Source organism: Mesorhizobium sp. LjNodule214, from assembly GCF_964252735.1.
Classification (GTDB): Bacteria; Pseudomonadota; Alphaproteobacteria; order Rhizobiales; family Rhizobiaceae; genus Mesorhizobium.
Genome location: NZ_CAXUPE020000002.1, coordinates 1,425,262 through 1,447,224 on the forward strand (window position 1 = coordinate 1,425,262; position 21,963 = coordinate 1,447,224).

Below are 21,963 nucleotides of genomic sequence, written 5' to 3' on the forward strand. Positions count from 1 at the left end.
TACATCGCTTGCGCCAGTTTGGTCGTAGTCGAGCTAGGATACGTGCCGTGAAAAATGAAACGTCCAAGCCACTTTCTCGTCAGCATTGGGAACTTGTTGAAAACGCCGCTGAAGACTTAAGGTTCTTTGCTGCCAACAGTGGTGTTGCGGCCACTCAACACAACCTAAGATATACTTCAACTAGAATGCGTGAGTTTGCCGGAGGGGCATTTCGTGACGCATGGCATTTCGCAGGTTTGGAAGGTCAACCGACCATTAAGGCTGAACGATTTGATGACGCGTTTACAGCCGAGTTTGCTCTTCTTGGAGGGGCCTTTCTTCCAGATGAAGGTCAAAGGTCACATAGCGATTTCCCAGTTGCGATTGTGCGTAACGAAAAGGAGAAACTTGCTTCCGAAGTGACGGCCCTTCAGTTCTTTGCGATCGGCGGTAATCTTGATGCGAATTGGGTAATGGGAGCCGGACTCATGCCGGTTGTCCCGTGGGTAGGCAAGATCGACGAATTTTGGAACCAGGCCGTAATCATAAGCAATTCGATCAAATTGGGTCGCAGGACAATTATCAACTACATAGCAAATACCAGAGGCGGGTCTCATTCAGGAAAATCTTGTGTAAGCAAAGAACACCGGGAAAAATACGAGCAACTTGATTTTATATCGTCAGGCAATACCGTATTAGGGAGGGATGCAACGTTCTACACATATATGACTATAGTTTTTGACCTCGTGAATTCACCTGACGTTCAGACTTATTTGGACCGTGTCGAGCAGCTTAAGAAGGATCGCGGCGGATTGTAAGCCAATCGTGCTTGGCCCCGGTGCCAAGCACTGTGTACGGCACAGCGCCGAGTTACATTCGCTTGCCGGAAGCATCGAATCGCAACACGACAAGTTCTCCATTCTCCGCCCCTACATTGAATGAGCATTCAGTTGTGCCGTCAGCGTTTATGGTGATCGCACAGCTACAGTCGCGGTTCTCCGAATGAGCAAACTTGCGATCGTACTGTTGGAGGGCGGTCTCGATCTCTTGTCCTATGTTCGCAAGAATTGCAGAAGTTCGGACTAAGCTTTCCGGTGTGACCTCGTCGAGTTCAATGCCGATGCTCCGGCCTCTAAAGCTTGTCTCTTCCACGGGAAAGCCTAGAACGACGTAGTTCCCATCCTTGCGTGCCTGTTTGAGAGTGTCGAACACCACCCTTAACCATCCGACATCGTCTTCCTTCAAATCGGTAGGGATCGGCTTCTTGCAAAGCGACTTGATTTTGTCCCACGCGTCTTTGCCCGCTTCTTTAAGCATGGAGTCCAAAAATGGCTTTCCCAATGCATAGATTGTCAGCCACGGAGCCGCCTGGATAAGAATCTGCACCATGTCGTTTGGGCCGGCCAAGCCGGGCACCTGTCGCATGACGGCGTTCTCATCAAGGATCCGTTGGATGAAACCGCAGACCTAGTGGTACAAATCTGACGCTTGGTACCGGACTCGGGGGCCCACCGCCTTGGCAAGACGCTAACCCATTGCCATTCCAGCATGGTTAATCCCGACCATCCGCGCCTCGCCATCAGACGGTGGGCACCCACGCGCCGTCCTGAGGCGCCGCCTCGTGATCGCCGGGCCAGGGCGGCATTGTTATGCAGATGAACTTCAACGGTTGGCTGCCGATGTTCCTGTACTGAAATGCCGTGCCCACTGGAATGTCGATGGAAACGCCAGGGACAAGTGAAGTCACTCGCTCTTCGGTCCCATCCTTGCGCCAGATTTGACCATTGCCTTCGAGCACATACCAAAACTCACTCACTGTGGAGTGGACGGTCGCGCGGTTGATCTGTCCTGGCGGAACCGTGCTGTGAATCATGTTGCCCGTTGTGCCGTCCATTATGAAGCGGATGTCTGCCCCAGCAGGGGACTTGGCGTCCGGCACGGCGGGCAGCTGTGTTTCTTTCAAGGTGTGTCTCCATTGTTTGTCGGCATTCTGTTTGACCGAACCCGCGAACTGCACGCGGTCCGACATCCGTGAGCTTCGGTTTGTTTCGAAAAGCACCGCGCTCATACACCGTCTCGACGCTGGCCATGACGCTATTCCTGGAACACGTCGCCGTCCTCCTTTAATGCCTTGAGCCGGAGGCTTGTCTCATTCGAAACTAAAAACTTTCCGGGGGCGTCGATCGTGGGCTCCATCGTTTTTCCGGCCCCTTCTGGAGCCGATGGCCTGTTTTAGCCATGTCACTAGAAGCGTGCCGAGCGCTGGAACAACCCTTCTAGGGTCAGGGTCTGCCGTAGGACCACATCGAAGGTAGGTCCGAGAGTGTCCGAATAGGTCTTTCGCGTCGGGTACCAAGCGTCAGATTACCACCACTGGCCGCCGGCCCGGCGCTCTGCTGGCTGCCGAACGAAACCGTTAATTTTCCACCGTGACCTGAAGGGGCTGCCTCCTGGTAGCCGTCCAGCGTCACAATGTGATCCATAGCCATGACTCCAAAGTGGTTCATTTGGATTATGAACAAATAGGGAACAAAAGTCAAGAGTGAATCGGCTCAGCGAGGAATGCGTTCCTATTCGTCTTGAGATGGGGCGGTTGCTTGCAAGCCGAGGAGAGCTGCGATGGGCAGCGACGAGAGGCGATCATCAAAGATGCGCTGCGCCTGCGCGGCACGCTGCTCAGTTTGCTCCATTTTATGAAGCTTGGGGACGGCAAGTCCCGCTCGAGGGATGGATGAAATGAAGAAGATGGTCGATCAGGCCAATGAGTGACAGGGCCGACCTCGCGCTCGACCTGACTTATTAGAACTTCAACAGGCACCGAACGCCCATGCCCGCCACGGCTTGCACCCATTCGCGCCTTCCGCTATAGAGCCGCCACCCGCGTAGACACCCTTGGAGGCAACGCGGCGGAAGGCTGCCTTCCCTTGTGATCCCGAACAAAGGTCCGCGTAAGCGGCTTCCAGCATTCGGACATCCAGGCTCGGCGGCTTTCGACGTTTACGGTCCAGGCAATTTGCCCTCCGCAAACGCTCCATAACACGCGAAAGGAAATGCCATGAGCCACGATACTTACGAGCTCAAGGCCGAAGCGCGCGAACAGGTCGGTAAGGGGTCCGCCCGTGCAGTTCGCCGCAACGGTAAAGTGCCTGCAGTAATTTACGGTGACAAGCAGCCTCCCCTGGCGATCGCGCTCACCTACAAGGACATCTACTACAAGATCCATGGCGGCGGGTTCCTGACCACGATCGCCACGATCGATGTCGACGGCAAGAAGATCCAGGTCCTGCCGAAGGACTTCCAGCTCGACCCGGTCCAGGATTTCCCTGTCCATGTCGACTTCCTGCGCATCGGCAAGGACACCGAAGTTAATGTCGACGTGCCTGTCCACTTCATCAACGAGGACAAGTCGCCCGGCATCAAGCGCGGCGGCGTGCTCAACATCGTGCGTCACGAAGTCGAGTTCCACTGCCCGGCCAATGCGATCCCGGAATTCATCACCGTCGATCTCACCGGCGCCGACATCGGCGACTCGATCCACATCTCGGCGGTTAGCCTGCCGGCCGGCGTCAAGCCGGTGATCTCCGATCGCGACTTCACCATCGCGACCATTGCCGGCTCCTCGGCGATGAAGCCGGAGGTCGAAGAGACGACCGAGGCGGCTGCCACCGAAGTGGCACCTGCCGCCGAAGAGAAATAATCCCTTCCCGCCCGGAGAACGACGATGCTTGTCTTTGCAGGCCTCGGCAATCCGGGCGCGAAGTACACCAACAACCGGCACAATGTCGGCTTCATGGCGGCGGACGCAATCGCCCGCCGCCATTCCTTTTCGCCCTGGTCGAAGAAATTCCAGGGCCTGATCGCCGAAGGCACGATCGACGGCGAAAAGATCATCCTGATCAAGCCGCAGACCTTCATGAACCTGTCCGGCCAGTCCGTCGGCGAGGCACTGCGCTTCTACAAGCTCGAACCATCCGCCCTCACCGTCTTCTATGACGAGATCGACCTTGCCGCCGGCAAGGTTCGGGTCAAGGTCGGCGGCGGTTCGGGCGGCCACAACGGCATCCGCTCGCTTGACGACCATGTCGGCAAGGGTTTTCGCCGCGTGCGCATTGGCGTCGGCCATCCGGGCGTGAGGGAAATGGTGCACGGCCATGTGCTTGGCGACTTCGCCAAGGCCGACCGCGAGTGGCTGGCTGTGCTGCTTGACACCATCGCCGACGACGCCGGATTGCTGGCCAAGGGCGACGACAACTCCTTCATGAACCGGGTGACGCTCGCCTTGCGCGACAGACTGACGCCGACCGGCGACGACGACCGCCCGCCGCCCAAGGCGCCAAAGGCTCAGAGCCATATTCGCCAGGCACGGCCGCAGCAGGCGCCGGCCAAGCTGCCCGAAACCGGCCCGATGGCCGCCATGCTGAAGAAGCTGTTCGGCGGCAAGGGCTGAACCGGGACGCGATCGCGGCCGGAGGGCTTGACGATCCTTGGCGCTTTCGCCCATAGCCCTGATCAAATTTCGCTTTCCCGATAGGACCGGACAAAATGGGTTTCAAATGCGGCATCGTTGGCTTGCCCAACGTCGGCAAGTCGACGCTTTTCAACGCGTTGACCAGGACGGCGGCGGCGCAGGCCGCCAACTATCCGTTCTGCACCATCGAACCGAACACCGGCGAGGTGGCGGTGCCCGACCCGCGCCTGCAAAAGATCGCCGCGATCGGCAAGTCGAAGGAGATCATCCCGACCCGCATTTCCTTCGTCGACATCGCCGGCCTGGTGCGCGGCGCCTCCAAGGGCGAAGGGCTGGGCAACCAGTTCCTCGCCAACATCCGCGAGGTCGACGCCATCGTGCACGTGCTGCGCTGCTTCGAGGATGACGACATCACCCATGTCGAGGGCCGCATCGATCCGGTCGCCGACGCCGAGACCGTCGAGACCGAGCTGATGCTCGCCGACCTGGAGAGCCTCGAACGCCGCATCGCGCAGTTCCGCAAGCGCGCCTCCGGCAAGGACAAGGAAGCGATGATCGTGCTGCCGACGATGGAAGCGGCACTCGAGCTTCTACAGGCCGGCAAGCCGACCCGCATCCTGCTCAACGGCATCTCGCCGGAAGATTTGCGCATCCTGCAGGGGCTGAACCTGTTGACCTCGCATCCGGTGCTCTATGTCTGCAACGTCGCCGAGGCCGATGCCGCGACCGGCAACGAGCACACCAGGGCGGTGGAGAAGATGGCCGCGGCGCAGGGCGCCAGCACGGTCGTCATCTCGGCCGCGATCGAGGCCGAGGTCGCCCAGCTCAGCGACGAGGAGGAAATGGAATTCCTGGCCTCGCTGGGGCTGGACGAGCCAGGCCTGAACAAGGTCATTCGCGCCGGCTACGAACTTTTGCAGCTGATCACCTATTTCACCGTCGGGCCGAAGGAAGCGCGCGCCTGGACCGTGCACAAGGGCGCCAAGGCGCCGCAGGCGGCCGGCGTCATCCACACCGATTTCGAGCGCGGCTTCATCCGTGCCCAGACCATCGCCTACAACGACTTCGTCGCGCTTGGCGGCGAAGTGGCGGCCAAGGAAGCCGGCAAGGCGCGCGACGAAGGCAAGGAATACGTCGTCCAGGACGGCGACATCATGCTGTTCAAGTTCAACACCTGACCTGCGGGCAGGCCGCCTCGCGGCGGCGCTCCAAGGCAACGCGAATTTCGGATTCGTCACACGAGCAAGGGAGACCCGGCGATGATCAAGGCCTTCGTCGTGGATAATGATCGCCTGCGCGTCACCGAAAACCTCGACGACAATGTCGTCTGGGCCGACCTCTTGAGCCCGACAAAGGAGGAAGAGGCCGCCATCGAGAGCTGGCTCGGCGTCGCCATTCCGACCCGCGAGGAGATGGAGGAGATCGAGATTTCGAGCCGCCTCTATGTCGAGGACGGCGCCTATTTCATGACCGCCACGCTGCCGGCCCAGACCGAGATCGACGATCCCCTGATGTCGCCGGTCACCTTCGTGCTTGCCGGCACCAGGCTGATCACCGTCCGCTATCACGAGCCGAAAGCCTTCAAGACCTTTCCGCAGCGCGCCGAGAAGGTGGCGACCGGCTGCACCAGCGGCGACACCATCCTCATCGGCCTGCTGGAGGCGATCGTCGACCGCCTCGCCGATATTCTGGAGCGCGCCGGCCGCGACGTCGAGGCGATCTCGCGCGACATCTTTCAGGCGACCTCGACCAAAGTGTCCAAGCGCAACCGCGACTTCCAGGAACTCTTGAAAGCCATCGGCCGCAAGGAAGATCTCACCTCCTCGATCCGCGACAGCCTGATCTCGCTGCAGCGCCTGGCTGGCTTCTTCGCCCATGCCTCCACCCGCACCAAGATGAGCAAGGATACGAAGGCGCGCATCAAGACGCTGTCGCGCGACGTGCTGTCGCTCGCCGACCATGCCACCTTCCTGTCGCAGAAGATCTCCTTCTTGCTCGACGCCACGCTCGGCATGATCTCGATCGAGCAGAACGCCATCATCAAGATCTTCTCCGTCGCCGCCGTCATCTTCCTGCCGCCGACTTTGGTCGCTTCGATCTACGGCATGAATTTCGACATCATCCCCGAGCTCAAATGGCAGTTCGGCTATCCCTTCGCCATCGCCATGATGGTGCTGTCGGCGATCCTGCCCTTCTGGTATTTCCGCCGCCGCGGCTGGCTTTAGGCGCCGAAAACCCGCGCGCCGTCGATGCTGGCGCACCAGAAATTGCTTGACCAAAACCCGTGCGGCCTTCATCCGGGAAACCCCGATCCGTCCCGATCGGTGTTCCGCAACCGGATTTAGACCATGACCGGAAAGACCTGGACATGACCGGAAAGACTTGGGCCTATGAGGATTTCGTCGAGGGGGCCTCGCTCGACCTCGGCGTGAAGCAGGTGAGCGCCGCCGAGATCATCGAATTCGCCAGTGAATTCGACGCCCAGCCGATGCACCTCGACGAGGAGGCCGGCAAAGCAAGCATCCTGGGCGGCTTGTCGGCTTCGGGCTGGCACACCTGCGCGATGTTCATGCGCATGCTGTGCGATGCCTTCCTGCTCGACTCGACCTCGCAGGGCTCACCGGGCATTGAACACGTCAAATGGAAGAAGCCGGTTCTGGCCGGCGATACGTTGAGCGGTACGGTCACCGTGCTTGCCAAGCGCCAGTCCAGGTCGCGGCCTCAGCTTGGCTTGATCACCCTGCGCAGCGAACTGTTCAACCAACGCGGCGAAAGCGTCTTCGAACTCGAAAACACCGGCATGTTCCTGACCCGCGAGGCCGCCGCGTGACCCTCGACGAGTTCTTCCTGATCGGCGTCACCGTCACGCTCGGTTCGCACACATTCGAACCGGATGACATCAAGGCATTCGCCCGCAAATACGATCCACAGGTCTTCCATGTCGATGAGGAGGCGGCGAAGAAGAGCGTGCTTGGCGGCCTCTGCGCCTCAGGTTGGCACACCGCCGCCACCTGGATGAAGTACAATCTCGAAAAGCGCATGGAGACGGAGGGCGTGCGCTGGACGGGTCCAGGCCCGCAGCCGGAATTCGGCCCCTCCCCGGGCTTCAGGAATCTGAAATGGCTGAAGCCCGTCTATGCCGGCGAGACCGTGACCTTCACGCGCACCGCACTCGCCCATCGCCCGCTCGCCGCCCGCCCCGGCTGGCATTTGCTGACGCTCAGCTGCGAGGCCTCCGACTCGACCGGCGACAAGGTCATCGAGTTCGACAGCGCTGTACTGGTGAAGGTCGAGTAGCTCGCCCTTCTCAATGCCCCTCGAACCCGATCAGGGTCCTCACCGGCACTCCGAGCGACTCAAGCTTCTTGCGGCCGCCGAGATCCGGCAGGTCGATGACGAAGCAAGCGGCAAGGATGTCGGCGCCGATCTGCCTGAGCAGCTTCACCGCTGCCTCCGCCGTGCCGCCGGTGGCGATCAAATCGTCGACCAGGATCACCTTCTCGCCCTCGGAAACGCCGTCCTTGTGCATCTCCATCTCGTCCAGCCCGTACTCAAGGCTGTAGGCGACACGTACCGTCTCGTAAGGCAGCTTGCCCTTCTTGCGGATCGGCACGAAGCCGGCCGAAAGCTGGTGGGCGACGGCCCCGCCGAGGATGAAGCCGCGCGCCTCGATGCCGGCGATCTTGTCGATCTTCAGCCCGGCATAGGGATGCACCAATTCGTCGATGGCGCGGCGAAAGGCGCGCGCATTGCCGAGCAGCGTGGTGATGTCGCGAAACAAAATGCCGGGCTTTGGGTAGTCGGGAATGGTGCGGATCGCCGAGAGCAGCGTCTCTTCGAGGGAGGATTTCATGGTTCGCACTCCACACTGGCGTGTTTGCTGTCTGCCGCGAAGAGCGAGACCCATTGGCTTAATCGGGCGTCCGCCCATTTCGCGCGAGATTACCTGAAACGCAGATTTTCGCGCGTCAATTGTTCGATCGAGGTGCAGCCCATGAGCTTCATGCCGCGTTCGATCTCGACCCGCATCTGTTCGAGCGCCCGTTCGACGCCCGCCTGCCCGGCCGCTGCCAGCGGGAACAGATAGTAGCGGCCGACGCCGACGGCCTTGGCGCCGAGCGAAAGCGCCTTGAGCACATGCGTGCCGCGCTGCACGCCGCCATCCATGATGACGTCGATCCGGTCGCCGACGGCATCGACGATCTCGGCAAGCTGGTCGAACGCCGCCCGCGAGCCGTCCAGTTGCCGGCCGCCATGGTTCGACAGGACAATGCCGCTGCAGCCGATCTCGACGGCGCGCCTGGCATCTTCCACCGACATGACGCCCTTGAGGCAGAACGGACCCGACCACAGCCGGACCATCTCGGCGACGTCGTCCCACGTCATCGACGGATCGAGCATCTCGGTGAAGTAGCGGCTGATCGACATGGTGCCGCCACCCATGTCGACATGCTCGTCGAGCTGCGGCAGCTTGAACCCCTCGTGGGTGAAATAGTTGAAGGCCCAGGCCGGCTTGACGGCGAACTGCAGCATGCCGGCGAGGTTGAGCTTGAAGGGGATGGCAAAGCCCGTGCGCTTGTCGCGTTCGCGGTTTCCTCCGGTGATGCTGTCCACGGTCAGCATCATCACCTCGACGCCAATGTCCCTGGCACGCTGCATCATCGCCCGGTTCAGGCCGCGATCCCGGTGGAAATAGAACTGGTAGACCTGCGGCCCGCTGCTGATCTTGCGCGCCTCCTCGAGGCTGACGGTGCCGAGCGAGGAGACGCCGAACATCGTGCCGTATTTGGCCGCGGCCTTGGCCACCGCACGCTCGCCCTGATGGTGGAACAGCCGCTGCAAGGCGGTCGGCGAGCAATAGACGGGCATGGCCAGCTTCTGGCCCATGACCGTTACCGACATGTCGATCTCGCTCACCCCACGCAGCACGTTGGGAACGAGGTCGCATGTCTCGAAGCTTTCGGTGTTGCGGCGATAGGTGACCTCGTCGTCGGCCGCACCGTCAATGTAGTTGAAGATCGGCCCCGGCAGCCGCCGTTGCGCCATGCGCCGGAAATCGGAAAAATTGTGACAGTCCTTGAGCCGCATCACCGAATTCCAGCCGCCATGTCGTCGACAATCCTTCCGTCAAAGTTCCTGCGTGGCATACCAATCACCTGGCAGCGTGCCAACGAACTTGTTCGACTGGAAGGCACCCCTCGATCGTGAAGCACAGCCCGTCTTGAAATGCAAAAGGGCGCCTTGCGGCGCCCTTCGAAACTCGCGGCATCGCGGCTTAGTGCGCCACGCCTTCCCACACCTTGCGCTTGGTCAGATAGACTAGGGCGCCGAACAGCAGCAGGAACACCAGCACGCGAAAACCGGTCTTCTTGCGGTCTTCCATATGCGGTTCGGCCGCCCACATCAGGAATGCCGACACGTCGCGTGAATACTGGTCGACCGTCTGCGGCGCGCCGTCGTCATAGGTCACCTGGCCGTCGGAGAGCGGCTTGGGCATCTTCAGCGACACGCCGGACAGGAAGTATGGATTGTAGTGCGTGCCCTCGGGGATCACCATGCCGGCCGGCGGCGTCTCGTCGTAGCCGGTCAGCAGCGAATGGATGTAGTCGGGGCCACCCTGCGCATACTGCGTGAAGATGTCGAAGACGAAGCGCGGGAAGCCGCGCTCGACGCCGCGCGCCTTGGCCAGCAGCGACATGTCGGGCGGAGCAGCGCCGCCATTGGAGGCAGCGGCGGCCTGCTCGTTGGCGAACGGCGCCGGGAAGTAGTCGGACAGCTTGCCGGGACGGTCGAACATGTCGCCGGCGTCGTTGGGGCCGTCATGGATGGTGTATTCAGCGGCAAGCGTCTTCACCTGCCCTTCCGAATAGCCGAGCCCTTCCAGCGTACGGAACGCCACCAGGTTCATCGAGTGGCAGGCCGCGCAGACTTCCTTGTAGACCTTCAGGCCGCGCTGCAGCTGCGCCTTGTCGTAGGTGCCGAACGGCCCTGCGAAGCTCCAGTCCATCTCCTTGGGCTCATCGATCGGGAAATGCGTCGGCGCGGCCGCGTTGTGCGCTTCCTCGGCGGCGATCGCCCCGGTGCCAGCCATCACGAGGCCAAGCAGCGCCAGCGAGGTGAGAATCTTCTTCATGCCAAATCCCCTTAGATTCTCTGCCGCTCAGCCCTTGGTTTCCGGCGCGGCCGTAGCCCCCGCAGGATGATGGCCACCACCCTTGTTCTTCTCGAGCACCGCCTCGGTGATCGAATTCGGCAGCCTGCGCGGCGTCTCGATCAGGCCCAGAACCGGCAGCGCGACCAGGAAGAAAGCGAAGTAGAACAGCGTCGCCATCTGCGCCATAAACACATAGCTGCCCTCCGCCGGCTGCGAGCCGAGCCAGCCGAGCAGGACGGCATCGGCGACGAACAGCCAGAAGAACAGCTTGTACCAGGGCCTGTAGACCGCCGAACGCACCTTCGAGGTGTCGAGCCACGGCACCAGGAACAGCATGACGATGGCGCCGAACATGCACAGCACGCCACCAAGCTTGGAGTTGATCGGACCGATGTTGAAGGTGATGGCGCGCAGGATCGCGTAGAACGGCAGGAAGTACCATTCCGGCACGATATGGGCGGGCGTCTTCAGCGGGTCGGCGATCGTATAGTTGTCCGGATGGCCGAGAAAGTTCGGCAGGTAGAAGACGAAATAGGCGAAGAAGAACAGGAACACGATCATGCCGAACGCGTCCTTGATGGTTGCGTAGGGCGTGAAGGCGACGGTATCGGTCTTCGACTTGACCTCGATGCCGGTCGGGTTCGACTGGCCGACGACATGCAGCGCCCAGACGTGCAGCACGACGACGCCGGCGATCATGAACGGCAGCAGATAATGCAGCGCGAAGAAGCGGTTGAGCGTCGGATTGTCGACGGCAAACCCGCCAAGCAACAGCTCCTGGATCCAATTGCCGACCAGCGGGATGGCGCTGAAGAAGCCGGTGATGACGGTGGCGCCCCAGAAGCTCATCTGTCCCCACGGCAGCACGTAACCCATGAAGCCGGTCGCCATCATCAGGAGGTAGATGATGCAGCCGAGGATCCACAAAAGCTCGCGCGGCGCCTTGTAGGAGCCGTAGTAGAGGCCGCGGAAGATATGGATGTAGACGGCGACGAAGAAGAACGAGGCGCCGTTGGAATGCAGATAGCGTAACAGCCATCCCGAATTCACGTCGCGCATGATCTTTTCGACCGAGTCGAAGGCGAGGGTCGTGTCGGCCGTATAGTGCATGGCCAGCACGATACCGGTCAGGATCTGCGAGACCAGCATGATCGACAGGATGCCGCCAAAGGTCCACGCATAGTTGAGGTTGCGCGGCACCGGATAGGAGACAAAAGAATCATGGATCAGCCGCGGCAGCGGCATGCGGGCGTCGAACCAGCGTTCGATACCGGTCTTGGGCGTATAGGTCGAGTGTCCCTCGCTCATCGAAATATCCCCTGCCTCAACCGATAAGGATCTTGGTATCGGAAATGAACTTGAATACCGGCACCGCCATGTTCTCAGGCGCCGGACCTTGGCGGATACGGCCGGCGGTGTCGTACACCGAACCGTGGCACGGGCAGAACCAGCCGCCGAAATCGCCTTCCTGGCCGAGCGGGATGCAGCCCAGATGGGTGCAGACCTGCACCATCACCATCCAGGCCTCCTTGCCGGGCGTGGTACGGTTGGCATCGGTCGCCGGGGCATCGGCCGGCAGATTGGCGTTGCGGGCGATCGGGTCCTTGAGCTCGGCGAGGTTGACGGCCTCGCCGTCCTTCATCTCCTGCTCGGTGCGGTTGCGCACCACGACCGGCTTGCCGCGCCATTTGACGATCAGCGACATGCCCGGCGTCAGCGAGGCGACATCGACCTCGACCGAGGCCAGCGCCAGCGTCGAGGCATCGGGGCGCATCTGGTCGATGAACGGCCATGCGACGGCGCCCGCGCCAACCACAGTGGCCATGCCGGTGGCGACGTAGAGAAAATCACGACGGTTGGGATCCTGGGTGTCGGTTGCGCTCACGGGTGCCTGATCCTTTCGCCTCGTCCGTGCCGGTGGTCGAGCCTGTTCCCCGCTCATTCACGCCAACCCGACAGCGCATGGCGAACAGGCTAGCGAATTCCTCCGGCATTTGGACTTCGGTTTATGCGTGAAGCCCGTTTTTGTCCAGCGGGGTGGAGGCACAAGGGCAGATTGTCGCGGGGACAGGATCCGGCACTGGGCAGCATGCCACCAGAGGCTTGTCAGCTTCGGCGAACCGACCGGATATCAACGGCAATTTACCACTTGCGTTTGCCTCGACAGCAGACACGGGCTCGTTCTATCCTCCGCCCATGGCGCACGTCATCGACCGCGACACATGGGCCGAGGCGCCCGACCGCTGGCAAGGCGAACTGCAATGCGGCGCCTGGGGCTCCAAAAGCTGCCTGATCTTCAACTTTCTGCCCGACATCGGCGGCGGCCCGCGCCTGCACAGCCATCCCTACGCGGAGATCTTCATCATCCGTCAGGGCACCGGGCTGTTCACGGTCGGCGACCGGCAGATCGAGGCGTCCGCCGGCCAGATCGTCATCGTGCCGCCGGACACGCCGCACAAGTTCACCAATCTCGGCCCAGGTCCGCTCGAGACCACCGATATCCACGAGAACGGCAGCTTCATCACCAAATGGCTGGAGTAGACCATGATCCCGAACCGAAGGTCAGCGTAACAAACAGTGGAGGCCGGTTTTCGGAAAAGATCATGGTCAAACAAAAAGATAACGCTACTTCGCGCCCAGCCTGACGAGCACGGCCCTTGGGATATCGTACTCACGGATCACCGCGTCGTGCTTGCGCAGGCCGCAGAGTTCGCGCTGGATGAAGTAGCCGTGCACGGCTTCGGCCGCTTCCTTGAGGAGCCTGGGCCGCTGCTCCTTGTCGTCTCCATTCTCACGCAGCTTGGCCAGCGTCTCCTCGACGCGCTGCCCGGCGCGTCCGAGCGCTGCCGCCTTTTCGGCCAGGATTTCATGGCCGAGCGCGTCGAAGGCGGCTTCCGCGGCCAAGGTGCCGGCAGACGGCGGGCGCAACGACATCTCAGTCTCCTTTCCTGCCGACCGCAGACTTTGTGTCGAACGTCATGCGATGGGTGACGAATTCTTCGCCCTCGACCGGCTCGAAGCCAAGTCCCTCATAGAAAGCGAAGGCTTCCTGCGGCGCCCTTGTGTTCAGCGCGGCGAAATGTTGACGTGCCCTGTCGACAACCGTCTCGACCAGCATTCTGTCGACGCCGTTGCGACGATGCAGCGCGCTGACGAACAGGTGACGGACCCGGCCCTGCTCCCTGCCGTCGAAATAGGGATCGATGTTCAGCCCGCAGACACCAACGAGTTCGCGGCCATGCCAGGCGCCGAACAGCGCCTCGCCGCGCTTGAGGAATCTGTTCCGGCGGCTTGCCCAGCCATCCGCGAGGCGCACCAGCATCCAGTAGCCCTCCAGGCGGCTCTCTTCCATCAGCGTCTGGAAGGCTGGCGTCGCCGGCCGTAGCCGTTTCAGCACATAGCCGGTTACCATCGATCCGCCCATGCCTTACTCCGCCGGACGCGTCTCTTCCAGCACGCTTTCCTCGTTGAACAGGAAGCCGCCGGACTGACGCCTCCACAGCCGCGCATAGAGCCCGTCCAGCGCCACCAGTTCGTCATGCGTGCCTTGTTCGACGATGCGGCCACCGTCGAGCACCACCAGCCGGTCAAGGGCCGCGATCGTCGACAGCCGGTGCGCGATGGCGATCACCGTCTTGTTCTCCATCAGCCGCGCCAGATTTTCCTGGATCGCGGCCTCGATGTCGGAATCGAGCGCCGAGGTCGCCTCGTCGAGGATCAGGATCGGTGCGTCCTTGAGGAAGACGCGGGCGATAGCGACGCGCTGGCGTTGGCCGCCGGACAGCTTCACGCCGCGCTCGCCGACATAGGCTTCGTAGCCCTGGCGGTCTCTGTTGTCGCGCAGGCCGAGGATGAACTCGTGCGCCTCGGCCTTCCTGGCCGCCGCGACCACTTGCGCCTCGGTCGCATCCGGCATGCCGAGCTTGATGTTGTCACGCAGTGAACGATGGAAAAGTGCCGTGTCCTGGCTGACGACGCCGATATTGGCGCGCAGCGAGTTCTGCGTCACCCCTGATATGTCCTGCCCGTCGATCAGGATCTTGCCGCCCTCGAGGTCGTAGAGGCGCAGGATCAGATTGGCCAATGTCGTCTTGCCGGCGCCCGACGGCCCGACCAGCCCGACCTTCTCGCCCGGGCGCACGACGAGATCGATGCCGTCGAGCACGCCGAACCCCTTGCCGTAGTGGAAGGTGACGTCTTTCACCTCGATGCGGCCGCCGCCCACGACCAGTTCGCCGGCATCCGGCGCATCGGTCAGGCCGAGCGGTTGCGAAATCAGCGCCTTGGAGTTCTCCAGCACGCCGAGATTCCTGAGTATGCTGTTGAGCTGCATCATCAGCCGACCAAGCAGCATGTTGAGCCGCAACACCAGCGAAAGCGTGAAGGCAACGGCGCCGACGGTGATCGAGCCCTCGACCCAGAGATGGATGGCAAAGCCGGCGATCGCGGTGATCATGATGCCCGACAGCGTCGTCAGCGCCATGCGCACGCCGGTCAGCCTGCGGGTGAACGGCCGCAGCGCGTCGAGATAGATGTCGAAGCCGTTGCGGATGTAGCGGTCGTCGCCATCGGCCGAGAACAGCTTGAGCGTCTGCACGTTCGAATAGGAATCGACGAAGCGGCCGGTGATCATCGAGCCCGCCTCGGCGGTTGCCTCGGCATGTTTGCGGATCGCCGGCAGATAGAACTTGGCCAGAAAGCCGAAGGCGGTGATCCAGATCACCACCAGCACCGCCAGCCTGAGATCCAGCCCGGCGACCAGCGCCAGCGTCGTCACCGTGTAGACGATCATGAACCAGACGACCTCGATGAAGCTCTCCATCAGGTCTCCGGTGGCTTGCCCGGCCTGCCAGACTTTTGTGGCGATGCGGCCGGCGAAATCGTTCTGGAAGAAGGTGTAGGACTGGCGCGAGACGTGGCGATGCCCCTGCCAGCGCACCAGATTGTAGAAGCCCGGCGTGATCGTCTGCTCGTCGACCAGCGCCGACAGGGCGACGACGAGGGTGCGGATGACCAGCACCACCGCGGCCATGAAGACAAGTTCGGGGCCGGCGGCGGTCCACAGAGCGTGCCAGCTGCGTTCGCTGGGAAGCTGGTCGAGAATGTCGACCAGCCGCCCGACAAAATAGAACAGTCCGGCCTCGACCAGCGGCGCGATGCCACCAATGACCAGCATCGCGAAGAAGGCGAACTTCGCCTGCCCGACATAGTGCCAAAGAAAGCCGCCGACGCTGGCGGGCGGCCGGAGATTCGCCGGCTCCCGGAACGGATAGACCCAGTTCTCGAACCAGCGATAGACGGCAGTCATCATTCGGCGGCTTCACCCTTGGCGCCAATGTCGTTGGCAACAGCGTCGTTGGCGGCCTCGGCCGGACCGTCATCGAGCAGGAAGCCGCCCGACTGGCGTTGCCAGAGCTGTGCGTAGAGCCCGCCGCTGGCGACAAGTTTCTCGTGCGAACCTTCCTCGATGACATGGCCCTTGTCCATGACGACGAGCCTGTCCATCGCCGCGATGGTCGACAGCCGGTGCGCGATGGCGATGACGGTCTTGCCTTGCATCAGTCTGTAGAGGTTCTCCTGGATGGCCGCCTCGGCCTCCGAATCGAGCGCCGACGTTGCCTCGTCGAGAATGAGGATCGGCGCGTCCTTCAGCATAACGCGGGCAATGGCGATGCGTTGCCGCTGGCCGCCGGACAATTTGACGCCGCGGTCGCCGACATGGGCGTCGAAGCCCTTACGGCCGCTGGCGTCGATGAGTCCGCCGATGAAGTCGAGGGCCTCGGCCCGCCCCGCCGCCTCGACCAGCATCTCATGGGTAGCGTCAGGCCGGCCATAGAGGATGTTCTCGCGCACCGAACGGTGCAGCAGTGAGGTGTCCTGCGTCACCATGCCGATCTGGGCACGCAGCGAATCCTGCGTCACCGAAGCGATCTCCTGGCCGTCGATCAGGATCCGGCCGGCTTCGAGGTCGTAGAAACGCAGCAGCAAGTTTACCAGCGTCGACTTGCCGGCGCCGGAACGGCCGACGATGCCGACCTTTTCGCCCGGCTTCACCGTCAGTGTCAGGTTCTCGATGACGCCCTTCTGCTTGCCATAGTGGAAGCGGATGTCCTCGAAACGGATCTCACCCTTGGGAACAGTAATGTCCTTCGCACCCGGCCTGTCCTCGACAAGGCGTGGCAGCGAGATTGAGGCGATGCCGTCCTGCACCGTGCCGATGTTCTCGAACAGGCTCGACATCTCCCACATGATCCATTGCGACATGCCCCACATCCTGAGCACGAGGCCGATGACCACGGCGACGGCGCCGATCGTCACCGCCTGGCCGAGCCACAGCCACAGCGACAGCGCGGTGACGGAGAACAACAGCAGCGCGTTCAGGATGTAGAGCAGGCCATAGAGCTCCGTCACCAGCCGCATCGACCGGTAGACCGTATCGAGAAAGCCGGCCATGCCTTCCTTGGCGAAGGAGGCCTCGCGGCGCGCGTGGCTGAACAGCTTGACCGTCTGGATGTTGCTGTAGCTGTCGACGACACGGCCGGTCATGGTCGAGCGCGCATTGGCCTGCTCCTCGCCGACCTTGCCCAGCCGCGGAATGAAAAAGCGCAGCAGCCCGATATAGCCGATAAGCCAGGCGACCAGCGGCGTGGCCAGCCGCCAGTCGGCGGAGCCGACGATGAACAGCACGCCAAGGAAATAGACGATGATGTAGTTGAGCACGTCGATCAGCTTGATGACGCATTCACGCACCGCGAGCGCCGTCTGCATCAGCTTGGTCGCGATGCGTCCGGCGAACTCGTCCTGGTAGAAGGCCATCGACTGCTTCAGCAGGTAGCGATGCACCTGCCAGCGGATGCGCATCGGGTAGTTGCCCATCAGCGTCTGCTGGTTGAGCAGCGAATGCAGCCATACCGTGCCCGGCAGCGCGAACAGCACGATGAAGGCCATGCCGGCGAGCTTCCAGCCCTCGGTCTGCAGGAAGGTTTCGCGGTTCTGCCCCGACAGCCAGTCGACGATGTGGCCGAGGAAGCCGAACATCCACACCTCGGCAAAGGCAATCGCCGCCACCAGGATCGCGTCCAGGATGATGCAGGGCCAGGCCCCGCGCGTATAATGCATGCAGAAGCCGACCAGCGTCTTCGGCGGCTCGACCGGTTCGGCTGCCGGGAACGGATCGAGCCTTTTCTCAAACCAGCTAAACATTATCATGCTCATAAGTCTCTTTTCCGCTCACGCGGCACGGGAACGGACGAAATCCTTGGAGCGCGTGGCGTCTCCCGACCGCGTGGCGTCAAGGACCGACGGCTCGGAATCACCCGGGCCGTCGGTCCTGCTTCGCGCAATATAGGGCGTCGCAGGCTTTTCGCCGACGGGTTCACCTGACGATCCTGACGGCATGGTGACGCCTGCTCGGTCTCTCGTACCCGGCCGGATCATCCCGATGATCCGGCGCACCAGCGACGGCCGGCTGGGGTCGGGAACGGCGCGCGAGAAATCGACATCCGGCAGCATGCCGCGATGCGGACGCCGGCGGGTCTCGGCATGAACCGCCGACGAGTAGGTCTCGCCGATCAGCAGCGCCCAGGTCGCCATCTTGCGCTCGTGCAGGTTTCTCGAGCCAGGTATCTTAAAGGGATCGAACATCGGTCCATCCTCCATGTGAAAATGCAGATAAAGCCGTGAATCAACGCCGGCCGCAGGCATTCGGCCCGTGGCACGAATGACATCAGTCGTGGCGTGTTCAGGTGGGGCGTTCAGCCCCTTTGACAGTTTGAAAAACATCGCAAGATTCCTTCGAGAGCCGAAAACTGGGTTCGGCGGGAATCGGTGCGATCAAGTCTTAGAGAGTCAGGAGAATCGTCGTACCGAAACCGCCGTCGGGCCCACATGGCCCCAGGAGAGGTGCTGGATGTGCATGGTCATCATGAATTCCCCCTCCATCGGTTCGGGTTGACAATGAGAGGCGTATACTCGACTTCGCAGAAAATGGCCACCCGCCAGTCCAGCAATCTCCGAAACCGGCAAATCCCTGTGGCCGATCTGCCACTTATTAGAAAGACGCGGAAATGAACGATCGTCTCCGCATCGCGCTCTACCAGCCTGACATCGCCGGCAACACCGGAACGATCCTGCGCTTTGCCGCGTGCCTCGGTCTCGGCGTCGACATCATCGAACCGGCCGGCTTCCCGCTCTCCGACCGCACGCTGAAACGGGCCGGCATGGACTATCTCGAAATGGCGGCGTTGACCCGGCATGTCGACTGGCACGCCTTCGAGCAATGGCGCAGCGGCGGCACGCGGCGCCTGGTGCTGCTGTCGACCAAGGCCGCGACTGCCTACACCGACTTTGCCTTCGCCGAGGGCGATGTCCTTCTGTTCGGCCGCGAATCCGCAGGCGTGCCGGATCCGGTCCACGAGGCGGCGGATGCGCGACTGGTGATCCCGATGCAGCCGGGCACGCGCAGCATCAATGTCGCGCTTTCGGTCGCCATGATCGCGGGCGAAGCGATCCGTCAGCTGCGATAGAGCCTCCAGTCCGGCGGCAAAGCCGTCCCTGTCGTTGACCTCAGCTGCTTCCGTCATTTTCACCCAGGCGCACATCGCCTTTCTCCTGATTTGCCTTGTCTGGATCTCTTCGCTACAAGCTCAACTTAACTTGAGGTCAAGCGGAAAGTGCGAGATGGCTCCGGTAACGGAATTGACGGTCGGCCAGGTGGCGATGCGCAGCGGTGTGGCGGTATCGGCGCTGCATTTCTACGAGGCGCGCGGCTTGATCCGCAGCCACCGCACATCAGGCAACCAGCGGCGCTACGGCCGTGACGTGCTGCGGCGGGTGGCGATCATCCGGGTCGCCCAGGAGGTCGGCATCTCGCTGGCAGAGATCGCGGCGGCACTTGGATCCTTACCTGAGGGCCGCACGCCGACGCGCGAGGACTGGAACCTGCTGTCGACGGCCTGGCGCGACGAGCTTGACCAGAAGATCAGCCAGTTGAAGAAGCTGCGCGACGGGCTCACCGACTGCATCGGCTGCGGCTGCATGTCGATCGACAAATGCCCGCTCAGGAACAAGGGCGACCGTTTGGCAAAGCAAGGAACGGGGGCAAGAAGGCTGGTGGTCGAGAACTAGTCAGCAGCCGGCAGCCGCCTGATCGTGAATTCGATGACATCCCCCGGCCGTTCGAACCAGCTTTCGATCTCGGTCCAGTAGGCCTGTTTGGGAAACCGTTCGAACCACTCCTTGGCCTTGAGGCGCGCGTCGGAACGCGGCAGGACGAAGGTCTCGCGCAGGAAGCCGTCGCGCGGCATGCGCTCGCGCTCGGCGCGCGAACGATCGAGCCTTTTCTTCAGCCCATCCAGCTTCGGTCTTGCCGGGGTGCGCACGAAACAACTCCTTGCACCTTAATGACACTTGACCCTTGCCCTTAAGAGATTAGGGATCGCGCCCGGAAAAGACGAGTCATTTGTCGGCTGCGACGGGAGACGCATTTGGAACGACCTGAAATACCCGTGGGGCTGCCGGACGACATCGAACAGAAGAAGATGAAGGCCAGGCTTTGGTTCGAGGCGCTGCGCGAGCGCATCTGCGCCGCCTTCGAGCAGATCGAGCAGGACCTTCAGGGACCGCTGGTTTCATGGTCGCCCGGCCGCTTCGAGAAGACACCGTGGGAGCGCGACGACGGCAAGGGCGGCGGCGGCACCATGTCGATGATGTATGGCCGCGTCTTCGAGAAGGTCGGCGTCCACACCTCGACCGTCTATGGCGAGTTCTCGCCGGAATTCCGCAAGCAGATGCCGGGCGCCGAGGAAGACCCGCGCTTCTGGGCGAGCGGCATCTCGCTCATCGCCCACCCATGGAACCCCAACGTGCCGGCCGTGCACATGAACACGCGCATGGTCGTCACCTCGCACCAATGGTTCGGCGGCGGCGCCGATTTGACGCCGGTGCTCGACCGCCGCCGCGTCCAGGATGATCCCGATACCTTAGCCTTCCACCGCGCCATGCAGTTTGCCTGCGAGAAGAACGCCGGTGTCGCCGATCACCCAAAATTCAAGGCCTGGTGCGACGAATACTTCTTCCTGCCGCACCGCAACGAGCCGCGCGGCACCGGCGGCATCTTCTTCGACTGGTTGCATTCGGACGAGGACAAGGGTGGTTGGGATGCCGATTTCAACTTCGTCCAGGATGTCGGGCGCTCTTTTCTCGTCGTCTACGGACATCTGGTCCGGGCCAATTTCAACGAGAACTGGACCGACGGCGACCGCGACGAACAGCTGATCCGGCGCGGCCGTTACGTCGAATTCAACCTTCTTCACGATCGCGGCACCATCTTCGGCCTGAAGACTGGCGGCAATGTCGCCTCAATCCTGTCCAGCCTGCCGCCGGAGGTAAGATGGCCGTAAAAAATCGGTGAGCGGAATGTGAGCCGCAATGACGTCCCATTCGCCGAATTCTGGCACGGAATGTGGCGCCACAGATTTCTTTTTCGTCTAATATCCATTTGAAAAAACTGGGTTATTTGTCGTTTCCGGGTCGGGAAGCGCCGGCGGTTCGCCCGCGAAACCGCGACTCGACGCAACCGGACGGCCCAAGACGACGCGGACCATCCTCTCAACAAGGATGTCCGCTTTTCCCAGGAGTACTTTGCAATGCGCAAAATCATTGTGTCGGCCGCCGCGGCCGCCCTTCTCGCCTCCGGCTCGGTTGCCTTTGCCGCCGTCAAGCACACCACCGGGACGGTCAAGGCCTTTGACGCAACGGCCATGAGCCTGGTTCTCGAGGATGGATCATCTTTTACGCTTCCCAAGACCTTCAAGGATCCTGGCCTGAAGGCCGGCGAAAAGGTCCGCGTTTCCTGGGACATGAGCGGCAAGAACAAAGTTGCCGAGGCAGTCAAGATCGTGAAGTGATGGCCTGCTCGCCAGAGCAAGACCAGCTTTTGTCTGGTCTTGTTCCGGGGTAGCGTAAGAGGGCGGAGCAGCGATGCTCCGCCTTTTTGTTGCCGGCCGGCAACCAAAACCAGGCATTTGTGTTATGCTTGCTCCCCCGTGCATGTCCTGGACCGAAGGTCAGCGCAGCAAGACCGGAACCGGTTCGAAAGGGATCATGCAACGATCAAAGTGCTGGAGCGTCCGTGTCTCAGCTGCCGCGCGCTCCAGGGAGGAAAAAGGAGAATCCGATGAAGGAATTCCACTGCGGCTCGCTCGTCCCCGGTTGTGACTGGCATACGCGGGCCGACGAGGAGGCCGAAGTCATGCGCCGCGCCGTCGAGCATATGCGCGAGACGCACGGCGAGACAGTGATCCGCGAGACGATGATCGAAGCGATCCGCTCGCGCATCGAGAAAGCCCGCGACGCGGCCTGA

Annotated in this window: 26 protein-coding genes; 13 read left to right on the top strand and 13 right to left on the bottom strand. The window is 61.9% G+C overall.

Translation table 11 applies throughout. The features are described from left to right. Positions 1-47 precede the first annotated feature (47 nt). Positions 48-797 (top strand): hypothetical protein, encoded by a 750-nt coding sequence (locus ACSQ3Z_RS20645; protein WP_436173132.1) that lies wholly within the window; start codon positions 48-50, stop codon positions 795-797. A gap of 52 nt (positions 798-849) precedes the next feature. On the opposite strand, the gene ACSQ3Z_RS20650 is transcribed toward ACSQ3Z_RS20645, so the two are convergent. Continuing rightward, a complete protein-coding gene (locus ACSQ3Z_RS20650; RefSeq protein WP_436173133.1) occupies positions 850-1,404 on the bottom strand; it encodes a hypothetical protein in 555 nt (184 codons plus the stop codon). A 154-nt stretch (positions 1,405-1,558) separates the two neighbouring features. Then, the gene (locus tag ACSQ3Z_RS20655; protein WP_436173134.1) at positions 1,559-2,047 is read right to left on the bottom strand and encodes a cupin domain-containing protein; all 489 of its coding nucleotides are present in this window, start codon (positions 2,045-2,047) and stop codon (positions 1,559-1,561) included. A gap of 987 nt (positions 2,048-3,034) precedes the next feature. Between ACSQ3Z_RS20655 and ACSQ3Z_RS20660 the strand changes: the two genes are divergently transcribed. The 6 genes from ACSQ3Z_RS20660 (at position 3,035) to ACSQ3Z_RS20685 (ending at position 7,744) form a co-directional block, all read left to right on the top strand. Continuing rightward, a complete protein-coding gene (locus tag ACSQ3Z_RS20660; RefSeq protein ID WP_436173135.1) occupies positions 3,035-3,676 on the top strand; it encodes a 50S ribosomal protein L25/general stress protein Ctc in 642 nt (213 codons plus the stop codon). Between the two features lie 24 nt (positions 3,677-3,700). Then, on the top strand, positions 3,701-4,426 hold the full coding sequence (gene pth / locus ACSQ3Z_RS20665) for an aminoacyl-tRNA hydrolase (protein ID WP_436173136.1): 726 nt from the start codon (positions 3,701-3,703) through the stop codon (positions 4,424-4,426). A 95-nt stretch (positions 4,427-4,521) separates the two neighbouring features. After that, complete coding sequence (gene ychF / locus ACSQ3Z_RS20670; RefSeq protein ID WP_436173137.1) at positions 4,522-5,625, top strand: redox-regulated ATPase YchF; 1,104 nt, start codon at positions 4,522-4,524, stop codon at positions 5,623-5,625. Between the two features lie 81 nt (positions 5,626-5,706). Further along, positions 5,707-6,672 carry a magnesium/cobalt transporter CorA gene (corA, locus tag ACSQ3Z_RS20675; protein ID WP_436173138.1) on the top strand — a complete coding sequence of 322 codons (966 nt, stop codon included), beginning with the start codon at positions 5,707-5,709 and terminating at the stop codon, positions 6,670-6,672. A 143-nt stretch (positions 6,673-6,815) separates the two neighbouring features. Next, positions 6,816-7,277: a MaoC family dehydratase gene (locus ACSQ3Z_RS20680; RefSeq protein ID WP_436173139.1), complete on the top strand. Its 462-nt coding sequence runs from the start codon at positions 6,816-6,818 to the stop codon at positions 7,275-7,277. Continuing rightward, positions 7,274-7,744, top strand: coding sequence for a MaoC family dehydratase (locus tag ACSQ3Z_RS20685; protein ID WP_436173140.1), 471 nt, complete (start codon positions 7,274-7,276; stop codon positions 7,742-7,744). Before ACSQ3Z_RS20680 ends, ACSQ3Z_RS20685 begins: the two co-directional genes overlap by 4 nt. A 10-nt stretch (positions 7,745-7,754) precedes the next feature. Here ACSQ3Z_RS20685 and ACSQ3Z_RS20690 read toward each other — a convergent pair whose 3' ends face one another. From ACSQ3Z_RS20690 to petA, 5 genes are all read right to left on the bottom strand, one after another. Further along, on the bottom strand, positions 7,755-8,300 hold the full coding sequence (locus ACSQ3Z_RS20690; protein WP_436173141.1) for an adenine phosphoribosyltransferase: 546 nt from the start codon (positions 8,298-8,300) through the stop codon (positions 7,755-7,757). 89 nt (positions 8,301-8,389) lie between these two features. Continuing rightward, on the bottom strand, positions 8,390-9,535 hold the full coding sequence (locus ACSQ3Z_RS20695) for an alpha-hydroxy acid oxidase (RefSeq protein WP_436173142.1): 1,146 nt from the start codon (positions 9,533-9,535) through the stop codon (positions 8,390-8,392). A gap of 187 nt (positions 9,536-9,722) precedes the next feature. Beyond that, a complete protein-coding gene (locus tag ACSQ3Z_RS20700) occupies positions 9,723-10,580 on the bottom strand; it encodes a cytochrome c1 (RefSeq protein ID WP_436173143.1) in 858 nt (285 codons plus the stop codon). Positions 10,581-10,607: 27 nt separating this feature from the next. Then, positions 10,608-11,909: a cytochrome b gene (locus ACSQ3Z_RS20705; protein WP_436173144.1), complete on the bottom strand. Its 1,302-nt coding sequence runs from the start codon at positions 11,907-11,909 to the stop codon at positions 10,608-10,610. A gap of 16 nt (positions 11,910-11,925) precedes the next feature. Continuing rightward, on the bottom strand, positions 11,926-12,486 hold the full coding sequence (gene petA / locus ACSQ3Z_RS20710; protein WP_436173145.1) for a ubiquinol-cytochrome c reductase iron-sulfur subunit: 561 nt from the start codon (positions 12,484-12,486) through the stop codon (positions 11,926-11,928). A gap of 311 nt (positions 12,487-12,797) precedes the next feature. Here petA and ACSQ3Z_RS20715 point away from each other — a divergent pair, with 311 nt between their 5' ends. Beyond that, positions 12,798-13,142, top strand: coding sequence for a cupin domain-containing protein (locus ACSQ3Z_RS20715; protein WP_436173146.1), 345 nt, complete (start codon positions 12,798-12,800; stop codon positions 13,140-13,142). Positions 13,143-13,226: 84 nt separating this feature from the next. Here the strand turns inward: ACSQ3Z_RS20715 and ACSQ3Z_RS20720 are convergent, their stop codons facing one another. The 5 genes from ACSQ3Z_RS20720 to ACSQ3Z_RS20740 are packed head-to-tail and all read right to left on the bottom strand — an operon-like array spanning position 13,227 to position 18,245. Continuing rightward, positions 13,227-13,535, bottom strand: coding sequence for a DUF6665 family protein (locus ACSQ3Z_RS20720; RefSeq protein WP_436173147.1), 309 nt, complete (start codon positions 13,533-13,535; stop codon positions 13,227-13,229). A 1-nt stretch (position 13,536) separates the two neighbouring features. Next, complete coding sequence (locus ACSQ3Z_RS20725) at positions 13,537-14,025, bottom strand: GNAT family N-acetyltransferase (protein WP_436173148.1); 489 nt, start codon at positions 14,023-14,025, stop codon at positions 13,537-13,539. A 3-nt stretch (positions 14,026-14,028) separates the two neighbouring features. After that, positions 14,029-15,912 carry an ABC transporter ATP-binding protein gene (locus ACSQ3Z_RS20730; RefSeq protein ID WP_436173149.1) on the bottom strand — a complete coding sequence of 628 codons (1,884 nt, stop codon included), beginning with the start codon at positions 15,910-15,912 and terminating at the stop codon, positions 14,029-14,031. Then, positions 15,909-17,810, bottom strand: coding sequence for an ABC transporter ATP-binding protein (locus tag ACSQ3Z_RS20735; protein ID WP_436173952.1), 1,902 nt, complete (start codon positions 17,808-17,810; stop codon positions 15,909-15,911). Before ACSQ3Z_RS20735 ends, ACSQ3Z_RS20730 begins: the two co-directional genes overlap by 4 nt. Before the next feature lie 21 nt (positions 17,811-17,831). Next, positions 17,832-18,245, bottom strand: coding sequence for a hypothetical protein (locus tag ACSQ3Z_RS20740; protein WP_436173150.1), 414 nt, complete (start codon positions 18,243-18,245; stop codon positions 17,832-17,834). A 422-nt stretch (positions 18,246-18,667) separates the two neighbouring features. Here ACSQ3Z_RS20740 and ACSQ3Z_RS20745 point away from each other — a divergent pair, with 422 nt between their 5' ends. Both ACSQ3Z_RS20745 and soxR read left to right on the top strand, forming a co-directional pair. Further along, positions 18,668-19,126 carry a tRNA (cytidine(34)-2'-O)-methyltransferase gene (locus ACSQ3Z_RS20745; RefSeq protein WP_436173151.1) on the top strand — a complete coding sequence of 153 codons (459 nt, stop codon included), beginning with the start codon at positions 18,668-18,670 and terminating at the stop codon, positions 19,124-19,126. Positions 19,127-19,280: 154 nt separating this feature from the next. Beyond that, positions 19,281-19,727: a redox-sensitive transcriptional activator SoxR gene (soxR, locus tag ACSQ3Z_RS20750; protein WP_436173152.1), complete on the top strand. Its 447-nt coding sequence runs from the start codon at positions 19,281-19,283 to the stop codon at positions 19,725-19,727. On the opposite strand, the gene ACSQ3Z_RS20755 is transcribed toward soxR, so the two are convergent. Next, positions 19,724-19,981 (bottom strand): hypothetical protein, encoded by a 258-nt coding sequence (locus ACSQ3Z_RS20755; protein WP_120014714.1) that lies wholly within the window; start codon positions 19,979-19,981, stop codon positions 19,724-19,726. The two genes, soxR and ACSQ3Z_RS20755, sit on opposite strands and share 4 nt — an antisense overlap. A gap of 105 nt (positions 19,982-20,086) precedes the next feature. On the opposite strand from ACSQ3Z_RS20755, the gene hemF reads away from it, so the two are divergent. The 3 genes from hemF (at position 20,087) to ACSQ3Z_RS20770 (ending at position 21,963) form a co-directional block, all read left to right on the top strand. Further along, on the top strand, positions 20,087-21,001 hold the full coding sequence (hemF, locus tag ACSQ3Z_RS20760) for an oxygen-dependent coproporphyrinogen oxidase (protein WP_436173153.1): 915 nt from the start codon (positions 20,087-20,089) through the stop codon (positions 20,999-21,001). 246 nt (positions 21,002-21,247) lie between these two features. Further along, the gene (locus ACSQ3Z_RS20765) at positions 21,248-21,508 is read left to right on the top strand and encodes a DUF1344 domain-containing protein (protein WP_192183871.1); all 261 of its coding nucleotides are present in this window, start codon (positions 21,248-21,250) and stop codon (positions 21,506-21,508) included. A gap of 269 nt (positions 21,509-21,777) precedes the next feature. Continuing rightward, a complete protein-coding gene (locus ACSQ3Z_RS20770) occupies positions 21,778-21,963 on the top strand; it encodes a DUF1059 domain-containing protein (protein WP_109659722.1) in 186 nt (61 codons plus the stop codon).